10 protein-coding genes, 1 other RNA gene and 1 pseudogene are annotated in these 16,860 nt (G+C 54.3%); 9 read left to right on the forward strand and 3 right to left on the reverse strand.

Features of this window, described 5'->3' with window-relative positions; translation table 11 throughout:
• The first annotated feature begins 18 nt into the window (after nucleotides 1-18).
• The 9 genes from DNK59_RS03700 to DNK59_RS03740 are packed head-to-tail and all read left to right on the forward strand — an operon-like array spanning nucleotide 19 to nucleotide 14,968.
• Nucleotides 19-2,142 carry a class I SAM-dependent DNA methyltransferase gene (locus DNK59_RS03700; RefSeq protein WP_110722321.1) on the forward strand — a complete coding sequence of 708 codons (2,124 nt, stop codon included), beginning with the start codon at nucleotides 19-21 and terminating at the stop codon, nucleotides 2,140-2,142.
• Nucleotides 2,142-3,683 carry a hypothetical protein gene (locus DNK59_RS03705; protein ID WP_146249880.1) on the forward strand — a complete coding sequence of 514 codons (1,542 nt, stop codon included), beginning with the start codon at nucleotides 2,142-2,144 and terminating at the stop codon, nucleotides 3,681-3,683. Before DNK59_RS03700 ends, DNK59_RS03705 begins: the two co-directional genes overlap by 1 nt.
• The gene (locus tag DNK59_RS03710; RefSeq protein WP_110722323.1) at nucleotides 3,683-4,993 is read left to right on the forward strand and encodes a hypothetical protein; all 1,311 of its coding nucleotides are present in this window, start codon (nucleotides 3,683-3,685) and stop codon (nucleotides 4,991-4,993) included. Before DNK59_RS03705 ends, DNK59_RS03710 begins: the two co-directional genes overlap by 1 nt.
• Entirely contained in the window at nucleotides 4,990-9,276 is a 4,287-nt protein-coding gene (locus DNK59_RS03715; RefSeq protein ID WP_110722324.1) for a hypothetical protein, read from the forward strand. The genes DNK59_RS03710 and DNK59_RS03715 overlap by 4 nt, the downstream gene beginning before the upstream one ends.
• The gene (locus DNK59_RS03720) at nucleotides 9,273-10,100 is read left to right on the forward strand and encodes a hypothetical protein (protein ID WP_110722325.1); all 828 of its coding nucleotides are present in this window, start codon (nucleotides 9,273-9,275) and stop codon (nucleotides 10,098-10,100) included. Before DNK59_RS03715 ends, DNK59_RS03720 begins: the two co-directional genes overlap by 4 nt.
• A 3-nt stretch (nucleotides 10,101-10,103) precedes the next feature.
• Nucleotides 10,104-11,246: a hypothetical protein gene (locus tag DNK59_RS03725; RefSeq protein WP_110722326.1), complete on the forward strand. Its 1,143-nt coding sequence runs from the start codon at nucleotides 10,104-10,106 to the stop codon at nucleotides 11,244-11,246.
• Nucleotides 11,243-12,928 (forward strand): ATP-binding protein, encoded by a 1,686-nt coding sequence (locus DNK59_RS03730; protein WP_110722327.1) that lies wholly within the window; start codon nucleotides 11,243-11,245, stop codon nucleotides 12,926-12,928. The genes DNK59_RS03725 and DNK59_RS03730 overlap by 4 nt, the downstream gene beginning before the upstream one ends.
• Nucleotides 12,921-13,499 carry a hypothetical protein gene (locus tag DNK59_RS03735; RefSeq protein ID WP_218281266.1) on the forward strand — a complete coding sequence of 193 codons (579 nt, stop codon included), beginning with the start codon at nucleotides 12,921-12,923 and terminating at the stop codon, nucleotides 13,497-13,499. The genes DNK59_RS03730 and DNK59_RS03735 overlap by 8 nt, the downstream gene beginning before the upstream one ends.
• Before the next feature lie 59 nt (nucleotides 13,500-13,558).
• A complete protein-coding gene (locus tag DNK59_RS03740; RefSeq protein ID WP_218281267.1) occupies nucleotides 13,559-14,968 on the forward strand; it encodes a serine/threonine-protein kinase in 1,410 nt (469 codons plus the stop codon).
• A gap of 401 nt (nucleotides 14,969-15,369) precedes the next feature.
• Here DNK59_RS03740 and DNK59_RS03745 read toward each other — a convergent pair.
• The 3 genes and pseudogenes from DNK59_RS03745 to DNK59_RS03755 form a co-directional block, all read right to left on the reverse strand.
• Nucleotides 15,370-15,696, reverse strand: a pseudogene (locus tag DNK59_RS03745) (tyrosine-type recombinase/integrase); the annotation flags it as partial.
• 212 nt (nucleotides 15,697-15,908) lie between these two features.
• Nucleotides 15,909-16,302: a transfer-messenger RNA gene (ssrA, locus tag DNK59_RS03750) on the reverse strand.
• An 87-nt stretch (nucleotides 16,303-16,389) separates the two neighbouring features.
• A complete protein-coding gene (locus DNK59_RS03755) occupies nucleotides 16,390-16,677 on the reverse strand; it encodes a hypothetical protein (RefSeq protein ID WP_110722329.1) in 288 nt (95 codons plus the stop codon).
• Between the last annotated feature and the right edge of the window lie 183 nt (nucleotides 16,678-16,860).

The raw sequence follows: 16,860 nt of genomic DNA on the forward strand, positions 1-16,860 counted from the left end.
CACAGGACAGAAGAACCCATGGCAACCGAACAAACGCTGGATCGCTACCAAGCCATCCGCGCCAAATACAGCGACTACATCGAGCACACCCCGCTTAATAGCGATCACGATTTCGTCAAAGCCGGGCTGATCTGGGGAGAAGACCACGGCAACCAGACTCCCTCAGTGTTGCTGATCGCCCTGGAGCCCGGGCATTGGGACTATTCCCGCGAAGACAAGTTGGATCAACTGGCTTACGAACTGCTGGCCAGCGTCAGTGGGGACTGGCCTGTGTTTGCCCATCTGCAAGACGACAAAAACACCCGCTGCTACAGCCTGTTCGGCGTCGATGGCAGTGATGGCACCCACTCGGTGGACGAGGTGCCTTCCATCGAGCTAATTCGCAACTACGAAAAGCTGGAAAAAGACCCGACCTTCCGCTGGTCGATGCGTATCTACACCCGTCTGATGCATCGCTTTGACGCCTTCCATGAACAGGTCTTCCAGACCGTCAAGGATCGCGTCAACGACAAGAACGACATCATCGAGGAAGTGGCTAAGCTGCTATTCCTTGAAACCTTCCGCGTCCATCATGGTGATGAGCTCAGCTTTACCGACCACGAAGGCAAGACCCAGCGCTTTCGCGAGGTGTTTGACTATCGCTATGTTGCCAAGCACGGTGCAAAGGCGGTTGAGCAAATCAAGGCAGCCTTTGAAGCCTTTAAGGCACACGAAGACTACGTAGTTGTCAGCGATGACGGTACCCGCAACGCCATCTTCCCCAGCGACTCCCACCTGCGACTGACGCAACCGGAAAACTACCGCACTTTGCTGGAAGCTATGCAAGACCTTGGGCCGGTAACAAACAACCAGGGGCGTATGATTGCTGGTAAAGAAGTGGGCACCTTGGCCGATGTGGCGGGCGATTTGCTGGGGCGGGTGTTCGACGTGTTCTTGCGCGCCAACTTTGAATCCAAAGGTGGCCTGGGGGTGTACCTCACACCGAACCCGGTCAAGCAGGCCATGCTGGAAATCGCCATGCACGATATCCAGCAAGACAACGCCGCTATGGAACGCCTCACCGCTGGTGCCTTCCGCTTTTGCGACCCCACCTGTGGTTCGTTCGGCTTTGGCTCCGTGGCGCTAAGCCACATCGAAAGCGTGGTCGATCACCTTGGTGGTATGAGCGACGCGCAGAAAAAAGCGCTCAAGCAAACCCTGCGTGAGACGGCCTTCACCGGCGCCGATGCGGCACCTCGCATGGTCATGCTGGCCCGCGTCAACATGGCATTGCAAGGCGCACCCAAGGCCAAGATTTTCTACACCGACAACTCGCTCACCACTAAGGCGTTCAAACCCAACAGCTTTGACTTGATCTGCACCAATCCGCCGTTCGGCACGCCCAAGTTCACCAGCGACAAGAAGGGCAAAGAATCCAAGGAGCGCTACGAGGCCCAGATGGAGCAAGTCTTGGGAGGTTTCCGTCCCACGGCAAAAGTAGTCGATGAGTATGTGGCCTACTACGACCACCTCAAAATGAAGTGGGAAAACACGGGCGATCTCTATCTGGAAGACGATGGTGCGCCCAAGTGGGCAGGCTACCGCACCGATTTGCGCAATGTCTCCACCGGCAAAAAGGCGGTCTACAACCTGTTCCCCACCATCAGCGGCTTAGCCCTGGGCAGCAAGCCCGATGGCAAAGGCAACTGGAAACCGGTGGGCGCCACCATCGACCCTGCCGTGCTGTTTATCGATCGCTGCCTACAACTGCTGCGCCCTGGTGGCCGCCTGCTGATCGTGTTGCCCGACGGTGTGCTCTGTAACTCCGGCGACCGCTATGTGCGCGATTACATCATGGGCAAGAAGGATGAAATAACAGGCCAGTTTGTGGGTGGCAAGGCTATTGTCAAGGCGGTGCTCTCCCTTCCGGCGGACACCTTCAAGCTCTCCGGCACTGGAGCCAAGACCTCGGTGCTTTACCTGCAAAAGCGCAACGCCAGCTCTGAGCATGCCGAGCTGTTCCTGCCTGAGCCCCAAGGTGATGTGTTCATGGCGGTGGCAGAGACGCTGGGCTATGTGGTGAAAAACAATATCGAGGACTACTCAGCCGGCGTACCGAACGATCTCGATAAGATTGTTGGCGCTTATAAGCGGGGGGAGTGATGTCTGTAGATAAATGTAGAGAAACACACCACATTAATCGAGTGGCCCTAAGTGACCTTGGTCTACTCATGTCGGCGCAGTCTTACCGGCCTGAAATTACTCAAGCGATTAGGAAGATAAAGTCCTTCCCTTGGGCGCCTTTGCAAAGCCTCGTGAAGAACGTTATTAGCCCAGGACCTCACCCAGCGTATGGCGGCACCTACCCGTGTTTGAAAACGAAAAATGTCAACGAGCTGCTTGCTGATTTGGAACCGGCCGATTTTGCTGACGTCAAAGGAATTAGCAATCTCGAGAAGGTACAAGTTCAGCGAGGCGATTTGCTCATCAACTTGACCGGTGCAGGAAGTATTGGCCGTGTTTCGATTTACTACGGGGACGATCTGCCAATTACAAATCAGCACATCGCCCGTTTGGGTATCAAGGAAGCCTACGACGAAGGATACGTCGCTGCATTCTTGAGGACTTGGTGGGGAGAGCGTGCTCTTGAGCAAGGGGTGGCGGGCAGCACCGGCCAGATCAATATGGTTAATGATCATGTTCGCTCAATTCCGGTGGTTATCTTTAACGCAGCCGTCCAAAAATACATCGGCGACAAAGTCCGCCAAGCTGAGCGGCTGCAAGCTTGTGCGAATGCGCTATCCATCAGCATTGCCGAGCATTTTGCTGGCCTCGTAAAAAATCCTATACCAGCTAAATTCTCTTGGGTGGCAAAAAAGGAAGATCTTGATTCCTATCGAATCAATCCCAAACAGTACGACCCAGTAGTGCTGGATCTTATTCAGCGCGCTAAGGATAAGTGTGCTCGTTTAGACCCATTGAGCGCATTGGTTGGGGTAAGAAAAATAGCGGGAGGCGCAACCCCAAAAGGCGCGAAGTATTTCGATAAGGGAGTTCTCTTTGCCCGCGTCCAAAACGTAAAGCCACTGCGATTGGATTTGTCTGATGCTGTATATGTCGATCCGTTGGTGGATGAAGAGTTGGCAAGAAGTCGTTGTTCGGCAGGCGACATAATTCTTACAATCACAGGCTATCCCGGTACAGCTTCGTTAGTTACCGAGGAAGATCTTCCGGTTAACATCAATCAGCACTCTGTCAGATTCAATATTAAAGAGGGTGTTGATCCTGGATATGTTTGTGCAGCACTGAATTCAAGATTTCTTAAGTATCAAGTCGATCGCTTAGCAATTGGCGGGACGCGCGATGCTTTGGACTATCCGTCTGTCGGGCGCCTACTTATTCCTCGCTATGAGTCTGAAATTGAGAAAAATGTCGGGGAACAGGCTCGATGCGTCAATGCCGCCATAAAGCTATCGCAGCGGCTGACCACTGCCGCAAAACTCCTCGTCGAAGCTCTAATTAAAGCCCAGCTCACCGAAGCCGAATTGCTCACTGCCGAAAAGGCACTGCAAGCGGGTAGCGACCGATTGGATCGCTTTATTCTGAGCCGATTGAATGCTGACGGTGTCGATGGCCAAGGCCCAGCCTTGTTTAGCGATCTAGACGAGCTTTACTACTTGCTCACACTGGCCAAGGGGGATTGATGACCAGCCCCCATGCCACTTCAGTTGCCTTGATCCCGCGCCTACGAGCCTTGCTCACGACGGGGTTTATGGTTGCCGTTGGTAATGAGTGTGAAAGCTCGGCGCTGCTGCGGAGCCTGGCTCACCCGGTAGAGGCAGAAGGGGCCAGCGACCAAGGTAATGGTAAGGGGACGGAGAGTCATCTGGGCACTAGCAAAGGTTGGATTATCAGCCATCGCCTACTGGCCGTGCGCTCGGCCTTGGCGTCTGACGCCGAGTTGCTCTGTTCCCTCCTGGCACAGCAGTCTGAGGTTCGCCTTGTATGGCTGGCGATTGCCGCTGCGCGCTGTAAAGAGGCGGGGGAGATGGCTGGTCTATCGGCGGCGCAGGGGAGCTCACCGCTGGTCGAGCTGGTATCTGGCTTGGGGCAAGCCGCTGCCTGGGTGGAAGCGGCCATGGAAAGCGAGCGACTCAATGCCAGCCCCTACGCTGCGCTTGAGCGGGATTTGCTGGGCGTGAGCTTTGAACAGGCGGCAGCAACGCCTGCACTGATGCGTATTCTGGCTGTCGCCGCCCAGTTGGTCGCGTTTGCCGATGCGCTCCCTCCCTTACCCAAAGTGGACGCCAGCGGCATCCATGCGCAGCAGAATTGGGTACTGGGACGACTGTTGGCATTGCCCGTTGTACTGGATCTTGCCGGTCAAAAGCCAGCCATCGATGAGCACGTGATCTTGCAGGGTGGCTTGCTGCCTGCAATACCAGAAGGCCAAACCACCATGAACTGGGTGTTGGCTCAGCCCTGGGCGCTGCTGCTAGCCATGCTGGTGTTTGCGCAGGATGCCTGGCGCGCAGAAAACCGCGGCGGTTTACTACTGGAGCTGCCTGCAGGTCAGAACGCTTTTGCGCCTGCTGAAATTGCCGTCACAGTGATTGGCACTGAGGGCGACGAGGTGCGCTGTGGCACGCTGGCCGACCTGCTGTTGGGCATGCTGGCAAGGCTGGGTGTGGCCTGCTTTCCGCAGCAGCCCGCGGCTTCCGAATTGAATGCGCAACTGTCACCTCTGGTGGGCTTGTTGCTCAAGCACGCGGTCTGGCGTTATCAGGACGGTGCCAGTAACCAACTAGGCCAGTTCCAGATTCATCCGCAGTTTTCTGATCAGTGCTACAGCCTGCCCGCGAGCCGGGTGTTCAACCGCACCGGCAAGTTGCTGTGGCAGGCCGCACGCTTGGCTGCCGAGGCACTGTATCAGGACTACAAGAAAGTCTATCAATACCGTTCCGTCCGCGAACCGGAGGCGGCGTATGTGGTTCAGGGGGAACCTACTGCATGAATAAGAACGATCAGCTTACCGACGCCGATATGGTCGACCTGGCCCGTCTCCATAGCTGGGCAGCCACCGGTGTTTCCGATTATCCGCCGCGTGATCCCTTGGTTGGCCAGAGTCGTTTCTTCAAACGCTATCGCACCTTCATCCACACGGTGGATCAGGAGGCGGACAACTTTGCCCATGTGTTTGCGGTCGAGGCGGAATGGGGGCGCGGTAAATCGCGTCTGGGGCATGAGCTGATAGCCCAGATCAACGATTGTTCCAAAGGCTGGTTTGTACGCGAAGACGGTGCGCAGCTGGAAGATAAAAAGCTGTTTGATCAGGCTACGCAAGATAAGTACCTGGCGCTGTACATCCGATACTCCCAAGTCGCCTCTGACTACCAGAACTCGGACAACTGGTTTGGCTTTGGGCTTTACAGGGCGCTGCTGCCGCTGGCGACCGGCAAGTTTGATGGTTCGATTCAAAGCAAAATTGCCGAGCAGGCGCTGCATCGTCTGAATCCGACAGGCTTCGATCCTCAACAGCTGGCGCAATGCCTAGAGCTGGATCAGGCCCACTCTGAAGAGGCACTCTACGAAGAAGAGGGCTTAGTCGTGCGCCTGGTGCAGGCTGCCTACAGCTATCTGGAAAAATTTGGCATCGGCTATGTGCTGGTAGTGCTGGATGAGCTGGAAACCGTGGCCGAGGCGGCCACCTTTGGATTGGAGCAAGACGACGCCAAGCGCCTCGATGGCCAAGCCATCCGTCTGATTGGCAAAGCCATCAAGGAGGAGGACCCGCGACGCAAGCTACCTTGGCTGCGTTATGTGGCTTTGTGCTCGCCCTTGCTGGGCCAGCAGTTGCGGGAGATTCAATCCGTCGCGCGCCGTTTTGAGCTGGTGGAGCTGGAGCACAATGCCTTTGCCGATGTGTCTGACTATGTGGCCCAGCTCAAGGTCGAGCGCAAGTTGGCACACGACTACCCCACAGGGCTGGTTGAAGCCGCCTACGCAATGAGCGGAGCCAACTTTGGTTGGTTCAACGTGATCATGGCCAATGTGGATGCGGTGCTGGCTCAGTACGCGGCAGTGGGTAAGCAAGTCACCGATATGGGCGAGCTGTTCGATGCGGTAGTAGAAAGCTCTGGCCGTGTCGCTGAGCATGTGCTGGACAAGCACGCCATCGAGGGCATCAAGACTGGTGATCACGATCTGCGCGCCATCGCGCAGTCGTTGCTGTACGGCCAACTGCCTGTATCACTGGATGCCGCATCTGCGCGCTGTAAAGAGCTGTTGCAGCTGGCCAATGAGGATGGCGAGCCGGTCGCCAGCCTGTATCGCAAGATGCCTTTTGACGCGCTCCAATGCCGCCAGGCGCTGGAAGAGGCCAAGTTCAAGCGAGAAAAGGACGAATGGCTGTACCCCGCTGTCGAGCAGGCACTCAGCCTCACTGCCTTGCTGCAAAACCTGCGTACCTTTGCCATCAATGAGGCCGAGAAAGATGTGCTGCTGATGCCGCTATCGCGCGGAGAGTTCAAGCATCTGTTGAGTTTGCTCTACGACCACCCGGCCGTGGAGTTTGCCGCCGATGCCCTTTGGCAAAAGCTGATTGGTTGCGACCAGTTCATTCCGAATGAAGAGGCCACGCATATTGGCCCTAGCGTAGCCATGTTGCTGCGATTGGACTTGCGCTACCGCAACCAGCAGCACAACTCGATGATCTTCCGCGACCCGGCGGATGCGGCTGTGCACGAAGCTGCGATGAAGACCTTCTTGCAGGCCAGCGGCCACAACCCGGGCCTGCGCTGGACGGCACGCCTGATGGGTTTAATGCGTTTGCTGGACAAGAATTGGCAGTACGCACAGACGGGTCTCTCCAACAAAGAGAATCTGCACATTCAAACCAGCCCACGTGGGCAAGGCGCAGGCCAGCGTGGTGGCTTGTTGTATTGCGAGGGGTTGAAGCTGCACCCGGACAATCTGGCGTGGTTTGCCTGGGTGAACAACCGTGAGGAGCTGGACCGGCTGCAGCAATTGGCGGCAACGCGCGGTACTGATGAAGGGCGCTTCCCGGTAATGGCTTTCACTGCTTCCACCCACTTGATGGAGCAGTACAACCGGGGCGATGTAGAAGAAGAGCTCAAAGACGATCTATTGCTCTATTACCTGAACCCTAGCGAAGTGGACCAGTTGGAGCGCATCGGCCTGTTGCCCGAGCAGTGCAAGGGCTTGGTACTGGATGAGTCGCGACTGACCAGCAAGTTCAAGAACAAGCTCAACGCTCTACGTGACTTTGCCTATCAAGCGATCCATCAATGGCGTGCCCGCTTGAATGAGCGCGGCTTGATTGCTTGGCCGCTCAAGCCTGCCGGCAAGATCAGCACGCAGGACCGCGATCTGCTGCTGCAGGCCTGGACCTTGTTTGTGTTCAAGGAGCCCAGCCTTTCCGGTCTGGATGATTTGGAAGCCAGGCACGGCATCGACGCCGCAGAGGTTGCATCGCTGATGCAAAGCTTGGTCTTACCAAGCAAGTTGCTTAGCTTGGGTTTTACTAGGGAAGAGCATGCCGGCTTATTTGCCGACTTAGCGAACCCGCAGCAGGCACAAGCATTGTTGCCCTTCTTCTTGGCGCGTATAGCGAACCCGGCCATCAAGCAGGAGTGGACGCTGGAAAAGGCCAGGCGAGACTGGTACTGGGGCTGCTTGCAACACACTAGTGCGACAGTCAAGAACGTGTTCGATGACTGGATGTGGTGGTGTGGGGAGTTGAGTTTGTTGCAACTGCAAGATGCCACGGCTGCTATAGCCAAATGGCAAAGCCTGCCAAGGGCCAAATTGGATAACGCCATCAACGAGGCGCAGAACTGGTTTAACGGCAACGGTGCCGACGGCTACAAGGCTGTGGTTGCCAAGTTGGAGCGTGTTTTCGGCTATGACCGTATCCCTGGGCTCTTCGCACCCTTGGGCAAGTCACCCATCGGCACTGAAACTGTGGAAGCGCACGAATTGCTCAAAGCGGCCCGCTCCGCCTTTGAGGTGCTGAAGGTCGGCGAAGAAGCGCTCGCTTTGCAAGGCACCGATGATTTGTCTGCTATTGCTCGCAAGATGCCCACTCTGCTTGCCGGGCGCTTTGAAGTGCTGCAGCGCGTTGCGGGCGTTAAACCGGAGCGCGTGCCTGATATCACCTTGGGCAATATCAATACCCTGCGCCTTGACGATAAGAGCCAATCGCTCTATCAGCGCATCGAACAGGCGCGGCTGTTTGCAGATTACGTGGAGAAGGCGGCAACTCAAATCAAGCAAGGCATCGATCATCTGATCACCGACATCGAAGCTGATGCAAAGAGTCTGGCTTTGTTCCCGCGTAGCTTGTTCACCCTGTCGCTACAGACGGTGACCAACATTCTTGATGGGGCTTTGCAGCAACACAACGCCAGCGGCACTGCGGCGGCAGAGGGTACTGCTAGTTCAGACACTTTGCTGCATTACCTGCGCTCACTTCAATTGGACAAGGCGGCGGACCGCCTGCGTCTGCTCGCCGAGGAAGCGGGCGTCAATATCGAGAATGGAACGGCTTTGGGGCTGGCCGATAACCTTGGCTGCATTGCCAGTAGCTATCGAGCGGGCAAGAAAAAATTTATTGAGATCACAGAGTACCTCGCGGAGTTGCAAACACGATGTGCAGAGGCCGCACGCGTTTTGGAGCCCATGCCAGCGGATTACTCGGCGCCAGAACACGGACAAGAGCTAGCAACGCTCGCTCAAAAACTGGTGTTGATTGGCGATGCGTTTGAGGACTTGGCTGACTTGGCCAAGAACGAGCGTGAAAAGTTTCGCGAGCAAGCACGCAAGGGGCAGTTCAGTGCCATCCGCGACATCCCTGACCGTTTGCTCAACCCCATTCACTCTCAGTTGCACAGCGTTGGTGGCGCCATCAGCAAGGTTGAAAACACCATCCTGTCGCATCGCGAAACCTTGGTGAGTCAGACCAATGAGCGCTACCTTCCAGTGCTGATGCCACTGTTCAGTGCTTGCAGCGAAGCTGCGCCAGCGGCAATTAGCCTAAGTAGCGTATCTCCACTCACCTTGCATGACCTGCATGTGACGATAGATGTGCAGCAAACGCAGTGGGAAACCAAAGCGACTCAGTTGTTAAGCGGGACAGGCCTTGACTTCGCGAGCTGGCAAGATTTGGCGAAGGCGATAGCTGAGGGCAAAAGCCCAGTACTGTCGCAACCCGCTCAAGAGGCTTTGGTGGCCAAGGGCATCCTGAAAATGAAGCTCTATTTCGGGGGGGATGCGTGAAGCTTTATTTGACTCCGGAATTGCAGGCACACCGCAGAGGGCGTTTCTTGGCCAGCTTGCTGGGAATCTCCCAGTCGTCTCAGCTTGGCTTGCCGAAGACCGGTTTTGTGTTGATGACAGGCGAAGCTTTGCAAGCCTCGAGAGAGACTCAGGAGGAATGTGCTGCCTGGGTACGCCAACCCGGTTGTTCACTGCTGTTGCTGCCGCCATACCAGGAAGGGAGTATTTTTCATTTTCTGGACTGGATGGTTGTGTTGGCCCAGTCCAATTCACTAGCAGCCAAACAGGCATCGCTTGCGAGCATGCTAGAGGGCGAGGTGGCGTTCAATCTGCGTGGGATAGATGGCGCCTGTACAGGGGGAATGACGCCGGGGGAACTGACCGACCATACACGCTATTGGAAGGCGCACTCCAATAGCGGCCTGATCGCTGTCACAACGCTACCGCTTTGGTCCATCAGTTTGTTGGATCAGGCATCGTTGGTTCATGAATTTCTGACCAATATTGAGCGGCATTGTGGGTTGCCCTCTGTTAGTACCGAAGAAATAAAGCCCCAAGAAAATGATGCGATACGCCCGGAGGATTTCACAGTGCTGGTGTGCTGCTACGGATTCAATGTCGCGACAGCCGAGGGCATGCTAAGCAGGTTGAAGACATATGCCGTGCCGCTGTTGAACTTGGCCAGCTTCGATTTGCCGGAAAGCATGGTTCGCCTTAGAAATGCCGGGCTGATCAATGAACATGGATTAACTGAGCAGGGATTAGTCTATCTGATGGGGTGTAGATACTGGGCATTTGCCGAAAGCTTGAGAAATGAGGCCTAGCCAATGAAAGCAAAAACTCTTGCGCAAGCATTGGCTATTGATAGTCAGCTGGGATTACCGGGCAGTGCTGGGCGTTTGCTCAAACAAATTCGTGATATTGAACATGTGGCCCCCATATTTCGGGATTCCGGCTTAATTAAGGGTGTCAAGCGGCCAGCTGTCGTCAACCTCACGGTTTCAGGCATTGCGAGTCACTCATGCATTCACCGTGCTCTGGGGGGCTTTATCTACGCATCCGCAGCTGTGCGGACAGATCTCACCATTCAGGACAATAAGATTGGCACAGCTGGGTCCGATTCAGTATCAGAGTTAGACGACATAGATTTCGAAGCCCAGAGAAAGCGCTTGGACTTGGTGGAGATGAGGCACTGCTATTCCCTTGTCGAGCGACTGTTAAAACAGGGTGGTGCTGCCAACTTGATTTTGATCGACACCCCGTTGTTCATTGACCGGGAAATGGTGCCTCTGAAGCGGAATGCACGACACTGGGCCGAGTTTGAAAAGACCAGAGATGTAATTGAACAATTTTGGCAGAAAAACCGGAAAGCTTTATTTCCATGGAATCCGGAAGGTCCTGTGCTCGTTAGCATTCTGGCTGAGCGATTCTCTGCCATTGTCAGTATCGCTCGTCAGGACTTACGAACTGAAGACGGCCGCAAGCACATTTTGATCAATGATGGTTTTGCACCGGAATCGGCAGCCATGCTCGAAGGCCTAGAGGCTCGACTGAGCGGCATTGGTGATACGCGTTTTATCAATGGAATATTGGGCAACTTCACCCGAACTATTGCTTTTCGGATGACTGAAAATCGCTCCCGAATGGAACCTGCTAGTGAAGTAAGCCAAGGCGTTATCGGCTTTCACTTCCGCAGTGCGCGTGTAAGTCAAATAAAGATGGCTCAATTGGCCGGCGAAGAGTCGGACTGGGATTCCGCCTTGTTAGATACCGTGGCATCTCGACTGATGATTCTGGACATGCAAAGCCAGAAAAAATCCATGCCACTACCGCAGCTACTCAGTCGGCAGCAACTCAATATTCTAGAAAAGTTCTCTGCTTACTACCGGCAGGGGCTAAATGAAGCATTGCGGAGTAACGACGTGGAAAGCACGTGGTTATCCGGTCTCGATGAGGGGTTTGAATCATGAAACACAAGGTACTTGGAAAGCTGGTCGGTAACACCGGCGACGCGGCACAGCTGACTATGGTGGTTCAGGATTCCTTTTCCGTTCGTCGTGGAGAGTTTGTCCGCATCATGCATCAGGAGCGCGCGGATGAAAGCGTGGTGCCGGTGCTTGGGCGAGTCACCAGGATTTCCCGAACCAATATGCTGTTCAACGCTGGATTTGGTGATGGAGTAACTGAACTTGAGTTGCTTCCCGGTGCCAGTGTCACAGGCGAGAACCTCTACGCAAACGTCGAACTGGTCGGCTATCGCGATCCGATTTCTCGCCAGATAAAAATTCCACGCCGCCCGCTAGACCCGGGTGCTGCCGTTGAAACGGTGGATTTCCAATTTCTAAGCGACTTCTACGAGTTCAACGAACACACCAGTTTGCACCTGGGTAATCTGGTTGGCTATGAGCGCGGCGATAACACGGTGCCGGTCTTTTTAGACGTAAACAAGCTGGTCACTGAGCATATGGCCGTACTCGCGATGACGGGATCGGGAAAGTCCTACACCGTTGGCCGCATCATTGAACGATTGGTAGCGTTGAACAACGGAACCGTAGTTGTTTTTGATCCGCATGGTGAGTATGGAAAGGCCCTGGCGAAGGGGCAATTGAATTTCTCGGGAGGTCTAGCGGAGAGTGAAGACGGACGCGATCGTGCGGCACTACCCAAAATTCGCGAAACCTTGGAACGATTGCAGGAAGCCGGAGCAGGCATCCATGTTTACACGCCACAAAATGAATCGTTCAAACACAAGTACGCAGGCAAAAACGTCCAGCTTGCGCTGCAGTTCGATCACTTTGAAATGGATGATGTGGCCGAAATTCTGCCCGGGCTGACCGAACCTCAACAGAGGGTGCTTGATGTTGCGTTGCGCTATTGGCGGACAGCCGACAAGACCGAGCCGCGGGACATCAATCGCCTTCGACATCTTCTTGGAGATGGTATCGAAGAGTTGCGTGAGTGGGATGACCTTTCCGAGGCAGAAGGCAAAGCATTGAATGGACGCAGTGCCGCTGTGACATCGATGAAGCTGTCGCGGGTGCTCAACGAAGCGCAAAGCTTTTACTCTGCTGCCATGTCCGCTCCAACCGACATATACAAAATGATCGGGCGTCCTTCGAATAAGCAAGGGCGACTCGTTGTGATCGATCTGCAAGGACTGAGTGATACGGCCAAACAGGTAATCTGCGCACTGCTTTCCAGTGAAATCTTGCGCGCAGCCTCCAGCAAAACAGATCCTCTACGCCCTTGTTTCCTGGTTTATGAGGAAGGACATAATTTCGCGCCAGCTGGTGGAAATGCCGTCAGCCATCGAATCATCAAGAAAATTGCCGGCGAAGGTCGCAAGTTCGGTGTTGGTTTCGCCATCGTTAGCCAGCGCCCATCCAAGCTCGATGCTGACGTGACGTCGCAGTGCAATACCTTGATCACCATGCGTCTGAAGAACCCGGATGACCAGCGATTTATTGCAAAAGCATCTGACATGGTAAGTAAGGCCGACCTGGATGAGTTGCCAAACTTATCAACGGGTGAGGCCTTGGTCTGTGGTCGATCTATTCCGGCATCGTTACTAGTTAAAGTTGGTGGCAAGGCACTCATACACGGTGGTGAGTCGCCTGAAGTGCTGCGCGTTTGGGGGAGCTTTGGTGACTGACCTTCCGGCGCGCATTTGTTCTGCAATGTCCACTCTGGAGTTTGTCGATCGCAGCTATCCCATGCTGTCGAGCTGGGGCGTTCGTGACGAGGATGTATTGGTGCACAGCTTGGGTTGCAGTGCCTGGAATGAGCTTGGATCTCAGCTTGGCTTTATGGCGGTGGCGGAATGTCCGGTGCCGATGACGCATGGGGCAGACATTCGGGCCGACTCAATTTGGTTTAGTCGAACACAACGCACACCTGATGTCTTGATTGAGTTTGAACGGTTCGATGGTACCGATCGGGGACAAAAGAAGCTTGACGAGAAGCTTTGTAATTTATTGGAGGCATCGATGAGATGGTGTGATGCCCCCTCTGTGCTAATCCTTTCGGCGTGGAACAAAGGAGTTGTCTCCGCGCCAAATAAAGAAGTGTTTGCACAGCGATGTCGGCAAGGTTTCAAATCGTCGGTTGGTGCGCAGGTGCCGCCACTTAGAAATACAGCAGTTCTTTTCAGCCGGTTTATTTTTGAGATTGAGTGCAGTGGAACGCTGCTTCTCAAACAGATGCGCTGTGAGAGGTTGTTGTGAACATAAAATCTGCACACTTTCTGCCGGGAACTAATAAGCGCTTAGGGGATAGGTATCTCTTGCTTGAATGCCTCGGTGACGGCAGTCATGGTTGGGTATGGCGGGCGGAGAGGCTATCGGACAGTACCATCGTAGCAGTGAAGATTCCTAAAGATCTGACAAAGGATGATCGTCTGCTGGCTGAAGGGAAAGAGCTACTGACAATAGATCCACATCCCAATATTGTTCGGATTTGCGATATGGGGAGAATTCCACCGGAGAACGAATGGTTCTTCATCGAAATGGAATACTTCCCGAGCCAAAGTCTTGCCCAAAAGCTTGAGCAGAGAAGTCAGAATTTTGGAAGCACGTTTGAGCGCCTGTTCGACATCTACGAGCAGGTGCTCGACGCTGTTGGTTTTTTGGCGACCTTGCCGACACCTATCTCACACGGCGATATCAAGCCGCACAATATTCTCGTGGGTGCGGGAGATTTGGTGAAGTTGACTGACTTCGGGAGCTCCGCGCTGCCCGAAGAAATTTATGTTCGAACTAGAGAGAACGGTGGCACTGTTCTGTACGCTGCGCCAGAGTTTTCCGACAGTGTTTCACGTAAGGGGACTTTTGATGACTTGCTGAGAGGCGACATCTACAGTCTCGGCGTTCTCTTGTACCAACTGCTAACGGGACGGCTCCCTCACGACACGCCATCTCAAGTGCGTCGTCATGCGCCATTTAAGCGCCCCAGCGAAATCAACGCCAACATCGTACCCATGGTTGACGCCTTAATCCTTAGGTGCATGGAAAGGGTCCCCTCCGCTCGATATCACGATATTGCTTCGCTTCGCAGTGCTTTTGAGCTGGCGAGGCAGCAACAATTAGACGCGCCTCAGTATTCCATAACGCCATTTGGCGGGCAGGCTTCGGTTGATTGGTCGACGGCAGTTGTCGAGTCTCTGGAGACAAAAGACTACCTAAAGGCGGCAAGAGTTGCGGAAGAGGAGTTCGCCCGTACCCACGATTCCGCTGCGTTGCTGCAACAGCTTAATGCCCTCTATCGCGCAAACAGGCTTTTCGAGTTTGAAGAAGTATTCCATCGAGAGTACAAGGGCGACTTGCATGACGACGATCAAAAGCTGATCCGGTTGCTTGGCATTAAGGCATTCCTGACGCTTCGTAAAACAAATTTTGCGAAAGATCTCATTCAAGATGCCGAGAGACAGGATGGAGAATCGTTAGAGCTTGATTTTTTATGTGCGACCTTATTTGGCTTGGATGCTAACTTTTCCGAGGCACGCGAAGCGCTTGAGAGAATCAATAGAAAGTGCCCAAGTAAGCCTCACGTTTTAATTCGCTTGATCCAGGTTTGTGAACAAATGCGTGACTACCCAGCCGCAGTGGGGTATTTGAAGCACGCATTACGCATAACCAATAATTCTGTCGAGTTGATGGCGAAACGGCTGCGTTATCAGGGGCTAGGACTATGGTGAAAATTCGTTAGACATAATGCTGTGTATGCGCTGCTAGAGGGCAATAAATACCCTGGCGTTTGGTGAAAGATTTACTTGCCCATCGGACGGCTGCAGAAGATGACTTGATCACCGGCCTGCTGCCAGCCAGAGGTAGAGACTTAGTAAGGAGCTTTTCTGGGCTGACTCCAGTGTCGCACGCTATGTTCTAGACACTTGGTTCCCGCATTTGGCTGACAGTGGAATTTTGCAAAACGATATGGCTGGTTGAGCTGCTCGATCATCTTATTTCTGAAAAGTCCCGTATCCCCCTCGCAGGACGGCGAGAGGGAGGGACGTGATGCTTCGTACCGTGCAAGCTGGCTAACTGGCACCCTGCGCGAACCACAATCCATGGAGTCCGCGTCACGCACTATCCCACCCCGCTGGTTCTCTATTACCTGACGGCCTTCGAAATCCATGCGCTTCAGCGCCATGTTGGTGGTCTGGCTATTGTAATGGGCGCGAGAATTCCGGTCTGCAGGGAAAGCGAACTCCCGGTGCTCACTGTAGGATTTGATCGTTTCCAGTAGTGCAAGTGCTTGCTCCGTGAGCGGGATAATGTGCGTGCGACGTTTCTTCATGCGCTCCGCTGGGATCGTCCAAATTCGCTTGTCGAAGTTGATATCTGCCCAGCGGGTAGTTGTTGCCTCGGCTGGCCGAGTCATGGTGTGGCCCTGCCATTCAATCAAGCAGCGTGTAGTCCTTTTCTTTAGGCTTGGCGGCTTTGACTTTGAGTTCTGAAAGACGCGTGGCTTGGGCACTGATGGTATATTCCAAAAAATTATCAGATGAGAGCTTGGAATACACGAAAGTGTATACGCACATAGACGCCAATTGATGGCTGTAGCGCTAAAAGCCCCGTATTTTCTGGATCTCAGGCACAAAAAAAGACGTCCAAGGACGTCTTTTCTTGTTGAGTTGGTGGAGCCGGGGGGATTTGAACCCCCGTCCGCCAGTACTCCGCTGTCGGTACTACATGCTTAGCCGTGTCTATTGAGTTAACCCTCAGCGACCCGACGGGCAGGGTGCTTTGGGCGAGTTGTGTAAGTTTTAGCCGCTTCGTCCACAACGTACTGCACGGCGATTCTGTTCTATATGACAATCATTTTGGGTTTACAGACATCCCCTGATGATTGCTGGACCCGAAGGTACCAGGGGGGAAGGGCTAAGGCTGCTTACGCAGCGAGAGCGTAATCCCCGTAGGTTTCGTCATTGGCAACTATAGGAAGTTGCAACAGTGGATTTACGAGTTCTGTTACCAACTCGGCATGCACCTAAAGTTTCGCAACCAGCGTCGAATCCTAAACGGCCCCGAACCTGTTGTGCATTACCAACAGGTGGACGGATTCTACGCTAAGCGAGCGCAGAAGGCCAACCCGAAGGTTGGCCAATGCAACGGCCTACTGATCGCCCTTGGTGTTGTTCTGCAAGCGCTGTAGCGCCTGGGTGGTCAGGGAGATGCAGTTCTTGGTGCCTTGCTCGGTGCCTTTGGCGTGCTCGGCGGTGGCTTGCTGCACCGTGGCGTGAATGTCGCTGCTCAGGTCCGAGCTCATGGCTTCGGTGCTGACCTTGGCGTCTCTGATTTTTTGCAGGTTGATCTGGCACAGGTCCTCTTGCCCGGCGGCAAACACCGGGGAGGCCAGCATCGCGACGGTAATGAACAGTCCAGCCAGTGCGGAACGCTTCATGGTGATCTCCTTGATTGCAGGGGCTCGGTGCTGCCGGTCAACAGGACGGGCGGCCGAGTGGGGCTAAGCCCTTTGAGTGCGGGCCTGAAAAATGGACCCTGATCGGCTGCCGGGGTTCGGTTTTTTTTGCGATCAAACGCAGCCGCCGTTATCGCGTTCAAGCAGGCACAAAAAAGGGGCGAA

The organism is Pseudomonas sp. TKO26, assembly GCF_003225665.1.
Classification (GTDB): domain Bacteria; phylum Pseudomonadota; class Gammaproteobacteria; order Pseudomonadales; family Pseudomonadaceae; genus Aquipseudomonas; species Aquipseudomonas saponiphila.